Here is an 8,492-nt window from a genome sequence, read left to right on the forward strand (position 1 = left end):
CCCCGCGCCAATTAGCCCAACCCAGAACGCAGATCCGAGAAATGCAGCCAAACCCATTGAAAAGCGATCGCTCGTGGGACGCACTTTTAAAATTGCTAACGCTGCAATTCCTAGAGAAGCCGCCGCAAAAAAAGACATTGCACAGTGAAGTTTAGCGTGGGGAAGCCATGCTGGGTTATTCATATGCCCGTTTGCCAATAAAACTGCATCCACTCCAATTGGGATGATCAGCGTTGACAGTGCAGCAGCACTCAGCAGCCCCTTGGCAAATTGTGGTTGAGCCATAATGAGTTTTTCTCATGTAGATTGCATTCAACTAGGCAACATCGTCGCCATCATCTTTTCGAGTGCTTTTGGATCTTTGAGTAATTGCGCTGCCATCTCTATTTTGTCACGCTTCCCAGTGTTAGAAATACTGGGAAGTTCAGTTTCTTTGCGTACTGATTCTTGCTTCAATGAATCCTTTAAGCCTTCGCCAGTTGGCTTTAGCAACTTTCCATTGAACGATTAAATGCAGCGCGATGAATGCTAGGAATGTGTAGGAAAGCCAGAAATGAAGTGCCCGACCGAGTTCAACCATCTTCGCATCCTGCGGAAATACATCGGGTAGCACTAATCCAAAAAACTTGACCCCGTTGGCTCGAAAGGAATTAGAAAGAAGAAACCCTGCGATCGGGACTGCCCACATAAAGATATACATCAGCGTATGCAACGCAAAATTCTTGAGCCATTGCAGAGAAAACTTAGGCTGCCGTTTCGTGTACTTCTTCCACACCACCTGGAGCAAGGTGAGGATGCGCCAAGTCAGAAGTGCCATCGTCAATACCCCGATCGATTTATGAAAGTCGTAGAGAATGTCTCGAAAGTCATTTCTGGGCATCTGTGACATAAACGTACCGACAACAAACAAAACCAGATAACAGCTTGCCATCCACCAGTGAACTGACATCAACCGTTGGAAAGCAGAGTTGAGCCTGGGCTTCTTAGGTACAGTCTGCAATGAACTCATAGCGGGTTTCTCCCTTAATTTCGCCTCATTATGATCGGTTCCCGTTGAAGATGATTAACTGGGCAGCATCGTTGCCATCATCTTTTCGAGTGCTTTTGGATCTTTAAGCAACTGTGCTGCCATCTCTTTGGCTTGTTCTCCAGGATAGACATCTTCAACTTCATCGATCACGGCTTGCAAGGCTTCTTGAGCAACAACTTTTGGAGACACTTTCGGTGGTGGAAAGTTTCTACTTACTTCTGTATCGACCGTCCCAGGCATCACACCGACAACCAACGTACCTTGCGCTGCCAACTCAGCACGAACACCCTGAGTCATTAATATTGCCGCAGCCTTAGAAGCACAGTAGGACGCATTCATGGGAAAGTTAACTTTTCCGAGAATACTGAGCATGTTGACGATCGCTCCACCGCCATTGTCCTTTAACACTGGAGCAAAAGCGCGACACATCGCGAGCGTACCAAAGTAGTTCACTTCCATCTCGGCTCTAGCACTAGAAAAGTCAGTCGCAGAAATAAAACCCTTGAGCAAACCGATTCCAGCATTATTAATCAAAAGAGTGACATCCCGGTAGGTTGCTGCTGCGGTGGTTACGGACTGTTCATCCGTAATGTCTAACGAAATTGGAATAATCCGCTCTGGATCAATCGCAACGATGTTAGTCAGAGAATTTAGGTTCCTCGCCCCTGCATAAATCCGAGAAACACCTGCTGTTCGCAATGCTTCCACATAATATCGACCAATGCCACCATTTGCTCCTGTTACAAGAGCGATTGAATTTGTAACGTCCATGATTTCTCCTAGAATGATTAAATGCCTACAAAATACTACCGTTCATTTGAATGGTCTATTCGTTCACCCATCGCGAATTATCCGAAACCAATTATTCAAGCACGTCTGCGATGTCATGCAATATCAATATCAATTAAGGGCGGGAGGCGAAAGTTTTGGTGCAAGTTCTGGAGCGGGCAACATGGGTAAAGGTTCTTCAGAGGTTTGCATATCTAGATTCTGTGTGTAAATCACTTGATAGAGTTGGGGTTCTGCCTTAACAACAAGCCCTTGAAGACGCTTTAAATGATCGGCAAACTCAGGGCTATTTCGCATCGCGACATAATCTTCTACCGATGCAAAATTAGCGTAGTTTGCAGCTCGTGTCCGATCAAGGCTAATGTGCAGATTGGCTGTATAACTGCCTGGGAATTGACCTTTCAATCTCTTGTACTCGGCAACTTGAGTAGAAACAAACTGCTCAGTTTTTTCAGGATCTAGTGTAAATATGTTGATGAGAACAATTCCATCGCCAACTCGGATAGGGTTGACCGGGAATCCATTTTCTAGTTGCAGGTTATCCATGAATCCATTCCTTTAATTTGGGTTTGAGTTAGTTGATTTATGGGCTAAATGCTTTGCATCAGGAGGATAAAGCCAGAGCTTAAACAATCGCGTTACCTGAGGCATAATGACCCAAGTCATCAACGGCATCATGATGGCAATGCTTACAAGTGTTGCTAGCCAAGCAGGGAGTCCATTTGTGATTGGTTTCAGCAGAATCGGCATCAGAGAAATGACTGGATAGATACCGATCGCGCTAACAATCGCAGTTTTCCATTTAGGGGGTGGAAGTGCATTCGGCACTTCAGGCAGAACGAACCAGGCTTCTAAACCATTAACCCGCAAAACTTTTGGATCGCCGATAGTGAGTGCATCTGCCCTAGCAATCCAGCCCTGACAAATGGGAGATTCTTCCCACTCTTGCAAATGAACAACGGTGTCGAAGCGCAGGATCAGTTGCCATGCACCACGCTTCGTTGTGGGATATAAAACTTCACCTCCTGCATAGCCCGGAAAGGTACTAGCTGCAAGAATGACACCTCGCACTGCCTCTTCAAATACAGATTCAAATCCCGGCTTAACGTGCCGAGTAATCGCCACAACTCCAGCAGGAGACTTTACCACTGTCAAAATTTCCCCATCCAAGCGCCATGAACTAAAATGTAAGTGCTTGTTATTAGATATCTTCCCTCCGTGTTTCGCATTTAAGATAAGCCAACCCAAATCGTTTTATTTTGGAAGTAAAATGATAAAGTTTATTTTCCGCCTTACCTCAATACGAAACCAAGCTTAGCAAAGATTTCTGCCGAGTCAAAATCTTGTTAGAAAAATCCAGATTAATCATTGATTCTTGCCCCATTTATTAGAATCTTGCTATGAGGCTGGACATCAAAAGTGTTTCGGCACAATCAGCTCATTAAATTGGTTTTGACATCGCCTTGACGATTTTAGTGACTAAGCTACGTGGCGTGAAGCGCAGACTTTGAACCATCAGCCAGTTTACAATGCCTGGGATGTACACCCTCTGACCACGTTGCATGGCTCGATAGCCTAGAGCAGCTACCTCCTCTGCGATCGGGAGATTCTTGTTTTTGACGAGCGCCGAGGCGTGCATATCGGCTTTGTCTTGGAAACCAGAAGCCGTCGGCCCGGGACAGAGCGCCGTCACGGTGACACCTGTCCCCTCAAGCTCAGCGGCAATTGCTTCTGAGAAACTCAGGACAAATGCCTTGGTGGCGTAATACACAGCCATGTATGGGCCAGGTTGAAATGCAGCGGTTGAGGCAGTATTAATAATCTTGCCGTTGGTAGCCAGGAGGTCAGGCATGAAGAGCTTCGTCAATACGACGATCGTGTTCATATTGATCTGCATCATTGCCAGTTCCGATTGTAGAGTCGAGTCTTTGAACTCGCCAAAGGTGCCATAGCCTGCATTGTTCGCTAGTGCGCTCAGCATGAAGCCACTGTTCTTGATCTCCTTGTACAAGTTGGCGGCTCCTTCATGGGATTCCAAGTCGGCGGCGATGACAGTTGCGGTGATGTTGTATCGTTCTTTCAGATAGGCAGCTTGAGACTCCATTTTGCTGAAACTGCGCGCCGCCAGAATCACGTCATAACCGTCTTGAGCAAAGTTCTCGGCGAGTGCTTTTCCAATCCCTGATGAAGCGCCTGTAATCAGGGCTATTTTGTGGTTACTACGCATAAAAAATATCCTTGGTCGTAAACGACAGACAAATGGCAACCAATCCAAAAATCACGAGAGAAACCCTGAAACTAACTGATTGAATTTTTGAGGATGCTCAATCGAACTCCAATGACCACACTCTTCAATAATTTCCAACCGAGCATTTGGAATGATTTTAGCGGCATTCTGAGCATGGGTTACAGGAACCATCGGGTCTTGTCTACCCCAAACAATTAGGGTCGGAGCCACAATAGTCCCTAATCTTTCAGTAATCGACTGGTGAAATTGTCCCCAGATGTTGAAGTTTGAACGACCGACGTTTAATGTTGCTTCTGACACGCCAGGAAGCGTCGCCATTTGATAAAACTCCTTGACGATCTCGTCAGTAATGAGGTTTGAGTCATAGACCGCCTGCTTACACAACATTGCCACACCCGATTTACTTGGCGAACTCAATAATCTGCCTAAACCTGGAAACGTTGAGATCCGCAACAGAAAATTGATTTCTTTACCTAAACCAGCACTGCCAACCAGAATAAGTCGATCAACTAACTCTGGAAAGTTCAGCGCAATGGTGAGTGCCACTCCACCACCCGCAGAAGTTCCAATCAAGCTCGCTTTAGAGATGTCTAAAGCCTTCATGAAATCCCGCGTGAACTGCGCCATGAAGTCAAAGGTGTAATCAGTATCCGGTTTATCGGATTGACCCGCACCGACCATATCAAACGCATATACACGATGATGAGTGGCTAATTCAAAGATATTGTGCTTCCACAACTCAATATAACCGCCGCCACCATGAAGCAAGATGACCGTGTTGCCTGAATCACCAGTTTGCCAGTATCGGGTATTCACTGAACCGACTTTGACATATTGGTCTTGCAATTGATCAGTACTATTCATCAAGCCCCCTTACCTAACATTGCGGGTACGTCAATTTCCTTAATACAAGTAGCTCGTGACAAGGAGAGAATGCAATCAATAATTCTTAGAAGATCTGTTAGAGGAATTGCCTCACCGCCTGATAGATTATCTGCGGCAAGATCAGCCAAAACTTCGGGTGTGCCGACATTGCCAGGATTAATCACTGTGACACTGATTTGCTGCGATCGCAACTCTTCACGCAATGAATGCACAACACCCCGCAACCCGAACTTAGAAGCACTATTAGCAACCTCTCGTCCTGGGAAATTATCCCGACCGGAGAGCGCACCCATAAAAATGATTTTTGGATTATCTGATCGTCGGAGGGCAGGTAGTAAAGCTTTAACCAATCGTATTGGAGCCATTAGATTCACGGCAATGACTTGAGAAATGTCTGCATCAGAGCAATCTTCAAACTTATACTGGCTAGTAAACGCATGGGTTTCCCAAGTGCCTCCCATGTATAGGAGTGCATCTAAAGAATCTTCCCCGATCGCTTTTGCCACTGTTTCCACACCCCCTATGTTAGACAAGTCTGCCTGAATCCACTCCCCGATCGGCGACTCTGTGCGAGAAACTGCTAGCAAGCGATCGCACTGAGATACCAGATGTTCAGCAACGGCAAGCCCAATGCCACGGCTCGCGCCAGCCACAAGAATCGTCTTGAACGACATATTATGTTCTCCTGTTTAATTGAAACAAAAACTGAACTTGGTAATTCCTGGAAATTCGAGATTAAATTGTTCGGCGAAATACTCGGCGTGAAAGGTTTGGTATGGCTTAAACCCAATAGACTCGTAGGTATGACGAGCCGCATCGTTCCCGTTGATGACCATAATTCCTGCGTGAGAATGCTGCTGCGATCGCCCTTCCTCTAGGAGCGCTCTGAGTAGCACTTTTCCTAATCCTCGACCTCGTGCTTCTGGCAAGACGGCAACATTTTCAATAATCCAAGGTGCTTGAGGGGTTAGAAAAAACGGTCGCAAATCGCCACCCCAAAATTGGATATAGCGATCGCGAAAGCCCGCCGCAATGTCTTCAGACCAACTCAAGTCTTGAGCGATCATATCCAGATGGGATAGCCGCAGTGGGCAGTAATCTTCCAAGTTTGGCGTGTAGCCTGCCGCCCCTGCAACGGGGTTTCCTTCTTCCTCCACAATCAAGAAATCAGTCACATTCCCCCAGTTAGAAGCACCTGCCCTCAGTTCCGCCTCAATGAATTGCAATGCGCTTGTTCCAGTACCTTGCAAAATGTCCTCCCAAAAGCAATGATTCAAAGGAGGTAAGGAAGCTTCGTACTCGATTCTGGCAAGAAAAGGAATATCCGCGATCGTGGCTTTGCGAGTGTTTAGAGTCGTTTGCATGACAGCCTCCTTGAGAAAAATCCCATAAAAGATACAGTCTGTATGTATCTAAAATATCGACTCTTTCCAATCCTGTCAAGATACATACTGTATGAATGTCAAGCAACCTGCTATGCCCACTAAACTAACCAAGGCTGAACAAACCTTACGTACCCGCCGTGCCATCCTTGTTCGGGCGCGTCATCTCTTTGCAACCAAAGGGTATGCAGCCACCGGAACCGAGGAAATTATCAGCGAGTTGGGGATTACTCGTGGGGCGTTGTATCACCAATTCAACGATAAGCTGGGAGTCTTTAAAGCTGTGATTGCCGAAGCCTATGGCGAGATCACAGGCTACATCAGAAGCAAAATACAGCCCCTAGACAACAATTGGGAACAGTTGGTAATCGGTTGTCAGGCATTCTTAGAGATTGCACAGCAAGAGGAATTGCGACGATTGGTGTTCATTGAAGCCCCAGCGGTTTTGGCGGCAGACACCTTAGTCGAGTTCGACCAGTATGGGTTTGGATTGCTCTATGAGGCAATCCAGATAGCCGTCAAGGAGGGAAAGCTAAATACGATCGATGTGGAGGGCTTTGCTCATTTAGTAAATGGTTCGCTGAATGAGTTGGCAGCGTGGGTCGCGCAATCCAATGATCCTAAACGGTTAAAAACGGCTCAACAATTGATCGAGACGTTACTAACTCGGCATCAAGTCTGATGCTCTGATTGGTTATGCTGCGACTCAACGTGGTGTTTATCCAACGATTCTCGCCACGCAGTTCTATTTTTTGGCTTGATAGTGTCGATAATATCCATTAACCTTCACTCTATTTCCTGCATAACAACTCGATTGAGGGCATTATGTGTTTTTAGGTACATTCGATTGGTTAGACTTACCTTACCCACCCAATATTATAAAAAAACTCATCAGTATTGTGAAATGCGACATAGACCGAAACATAACTTGCAAGGCACAGCCAGAGCACCCTCAGTAGAATAAAAAACGTAGCTCGTCGTTGGCCGATACCAACACAACAGGCTAGACTAGCAAATCCAACAGCAAGTCCAGCCACCGTATCTACTGCACCGAGAATTGGGCTACGCATCAAAAAGTAGATCGTGGTAAAGATGGCGAACAATACCCAACCAACTCCTTCAAAAATTAGGAACGTCCGGCGGCGTATTGAACGCTCTGGTAAATTTGCCACAATAGACAGAGCCATGAGCGAAGTGACATTTAAGAAGAGCCACATGGGGGCAAACAACCAATCAGGCGGTGAAAATTGCGGCTGCTCAAAGTTGTTGTAGAAAATCTTGTCACCACCATAACCGACTGGCAGCGCACTCACCAAGTTCGCAATCACGAAGATGACGAGGGCGTGCCACCAAAGGAAGACACGACTTTCGATGACGGGCTTAGGGTTGGTTTTAGTGTCGCTCATTTCTGTTCTGGTGTTAGCTAACTAAGGTACTGATACATCAATTGCGAGAAAAAGTCTAATACCTAAGCCGACTCAATTATCCGCATAACGCTTGAGCTAAGCCGCCCCGCGTCGGGGTCGGCTTGAACGAATGTTAGGCCGCAATCACGCTTGTCTGGAAGTATTGCACAACCTCTGTCAGGTCTAGGGCAACGTAATCCTTGGTATGCGACTCCTCAAAGTGACGTTTGAATGCGGCTTCATCGTCAAATCTCTCCCATAGTATTAAGCGGAGAGGAGTTGTTGTGTCTTGATGAAGCTGAAATATGGAACAACCTGGCTCTTTGAGGGTCTCGGCGCATAAGATCGTTAACGAATCTATTGCCTCTTTGGCCTGAGATTCTTCTTTGATGCGAAGTTCGGCGGTAATGTAGTAGCCAGGAGAAAAGTTACTCATATTAGGTTTTCCGTTGTATGTAGTTGCCGCAAGAAAGTTTGAAAGAAAGTCCGATCTGGAATTTCTACCTTGCTGCCTAAATTCTCAAACGAGCGGCGGCAAGCAACCTTGAACTCAGTCATTGACCCTCAACCGTCTGCTGCATTTGATTGATTATGCTGCTCAACGTTGCAAAGCTTTCAACCCAAGGTTTGGAAATAGCTGACTCGTAACAGCGAACTGCACCCATGCACTTGCTAAGGTTTCTAAAGTGCGTGCTACCAGAAGATTACCTGCATTAACTGGTTTGTAACCGCAGTCTTCAATGAGACTTGCA

Annotated in this window: 12 protein-coding genes; 1 reads left to right on the forward strand and 11 read right to left on the reverse strand. The window is 46.2% G+C overall.

The window, feature by feature from the left end:
• From JGK11_RS31605 to JGK11_RS31645, 9 genes are all read right to left on the reverse strand, one after another.
• Positions 1-285 (reverse strand): hypothetical protein (locus tag JGK11_RS31605; RefSeq protein ID WP_293199192.1); only part of this gene is annotated, 285 nt, incomplete at its 3' end.
• 139 nt (positions 286-424) lie between these two features.
• The gene (locus tag JGK11_RS31610) at positions 425-1,009 is read right to left on the reverse strand and encodes a cytochrome b/b6 domain-containing protein (protein ID WP_293186960.1); all 585 of its coding nucleotides are present in this window, start codon (positions 1,007-1,009) and stop codon (positions 425-427) included.
• Between the two features lie 54 nt (positions 1,010-1,063).
• The gene (locus JGK11_RS31615) at positions 1,064-1,801 is read right to left on the reverse strand and encodes an SDR family oxidoreductase (RefSeq protein ID WP_293186961.1); all 738 of its coding nucleotides are present in this window, start codon (positions 1,799-1,801) and stop codon (positions 1,064-1,066) included.
• Positions 1,802-1,930: 129 nt separating this feature from the next.
• On the reverse strand, positions 1,931-2,365 hold the full coding sequence (locus tag JGK11_RS31620) for a hypothetical protein (protein WP_293186962.1): 435 nt from the start codon (positions 2,363-2,365) through the stop codon (positions 1,931-1,933).
• A 12-nt stretch (positions 2,366-2,377) separates the two neighbouring features.
• Positions 2,378-2,968, reverse strand: coding sequence for an antibiotic biosynthesis monooxygenase (locus JGK11_RS31625; protein ID WP_293186963.1), 591 nt, complete (start codon positions 2,966-2,968; stop codon positions 2,378-2,380).
• A 292-nt stretch (positions 2,969-3,260) separates the two neighbouring features.
• Complete coding sequence (locus JGK11_RS31630) at positions 3,261-4,046, reverse strand: SDR family oxidoreductase (RefSeq protein WP_293186964.1); 786 nt, start codon at positions 4,044-4,046, stop codon at positions 3,261-3,263.
• 51 nt (positions 4,047-4,097) lie between these two features.
• Complete coding sequence (locus tag JGK11_RS31635) at positions 4,098-4,931, reverse strand: alpha/beta fold hydrolase (protein ID WP_293186965.1); 834 nt, start codon at positions 4,929-4,931, stop codon at positions 4,098-4,100.
• The gene (locus tag JGK11_RS31640) at positions 4,931-5,626 is read right to left on the reverse strand and encodes an SDR family NAD(P)-dependent oxidoreductase (RefSeq protein ID WP_293214348.1); all 696 of its coding nucleotides are present in this window, start codon (positions 5,624-5,626) and stop codon (positions 4,931-4,933) included. The genes JGK11_RS31635 and JGK11_RS31640 overlap by 1 nt, the downstream gene beginning before the upstream one ends.
• A 15-nt stretch (positions 5,627-5,641) precedes the next feature.
• Complete coding sequence (locus JGK11_RS31645) at positions 5,642-6,316, reverse strand: GNAT family N-acetyltransferase (protein WP_293214350.1); 675 nt, start codon at positions 6,314-6,316, stop codon at positions 5,642-5,644.
• Positions 6,317-6,407: 91 nt separating this feature from the next.
• On the opposite strand from JGK11_RS31645, the gene JGK11_RS31650 reads away from it, so the two are divergent.
• Entirely contained in the window at positions 6,408-7,016 is a 609-nt protein-coding gene (locus tag JGK11_RS31650) for a TetR/AcrR family transcriptional regulator (RefSeq protein WP_293186968.1), read from the forward strand.
• A 175-nt stretch (positions 7,017-7,191) separates the two neighbouring features.
• On the opposite strand, the gene JGK11_RS31655 is transcribed toward JGK11_RS31650, so the two are convergent.
• On the reverse strand, positions 7,192-7,740 hold the full coding sequence (locus JGK11_RS31655) for a TspO/MBR family protein (protein ID WP_293214352.1): 549 nt from the start codon (positions 7,738-7,740) through the stop codon (positions 7,192-7,194).
• Positions 7,741-7,873: 133 nt separating this feature from the next.
• The gene (locus JGK11_RS31660; RefSeq protein WP_293186970.1) at positions 7,874-8,176 is read right to left on the reverse strand and encodes an antibiotic biosynthesis monooxygenase; all 303 of its coding nucleotides are present in this window, start codon (positions 8,174-8,176) and stop codon (positions 7,874-7,876) included.
• Positions 8,177-8,492: the final 316 nt, after the last annotated feature.

The organism is Microcoleus sp. PH2017_34_RAT_O_A, assembly GCF_020737885.1.
GTDB lineage: Bacteria > Cyanobacteriota > Cyanobacteriia > Cyanobacteriales > Microcoleaceae > Microcoleus.

Coding starts and splice junctions, on each gene's coding strand:
- JGK11_RS31615 (WP_293186961.1), bottom strand. CDS start 1,801: ATGGACGTTACAAATTCAATCGCTCTTGTAACAGGAGCAAATGGTGGC.
- JGK11_RS31635 (WP_293186965.1), bottom strand. CDS start 4,931: ATGAATAGTACTGATCAATTGCAAGACCAATATGTCAAAGTCGGTTCA.
- JGK11_RS31645 (WP_293214350.1), bottom strand. CDS start 6,316: ATGCAAACGACTCTAAACACTCGCAAAGCCACGATCGCGGATATTCCT.
- JGK11_RS31660 (WP_293186970.1), bottom strand. CDS start 8,176: ATGAGTAACTTTTCTCCTGGCTACTACATTACCGCCGAACTTCGCATC.
- JGK11_RS31650 (WP_293186968.1), top strand. CDS start 6,408: ATGAATGTCAAGCAACCTGCTATGCCCACTAAACTAACCAAGGCTGAA.
- JGK11_RS31620 (WP_293186962.1), bottom strand. CDS start 2,365: ATGGATAACCTGCAACTAGAAAATGGATTCCCGGTCAACCCTATCCGA.
- JGK11_RS31655 (WP_293214352.1), bottom strand. CDS start 7,740: ATGAGCGACACTAAAACCAACCCTAAGCCCGTCATCGAAAGTCGTGTC.
- JGK11_RS31640 (WP_293214348.1), bottom strand. CDS start 5,626: ATGTCGTTCAAGACGATTCTTGTGGCTGGCGCGAGCCGTGGCATTGGG.
- JGK11_RS31610 (WP_293186960.1), bottom strand. CDS start 1,009: ATGAGTTCATTGCAGACTGTACCTAAGAAGCCCAGGCTCAACTCTGCT.
- JGK11_RS31630 (WP_293186964.1), bottom strand. CDS start 4,046: ATGCGTAGTAACCACAAAATAGCCCTGATTACAGGCGCTTCATCAGGG.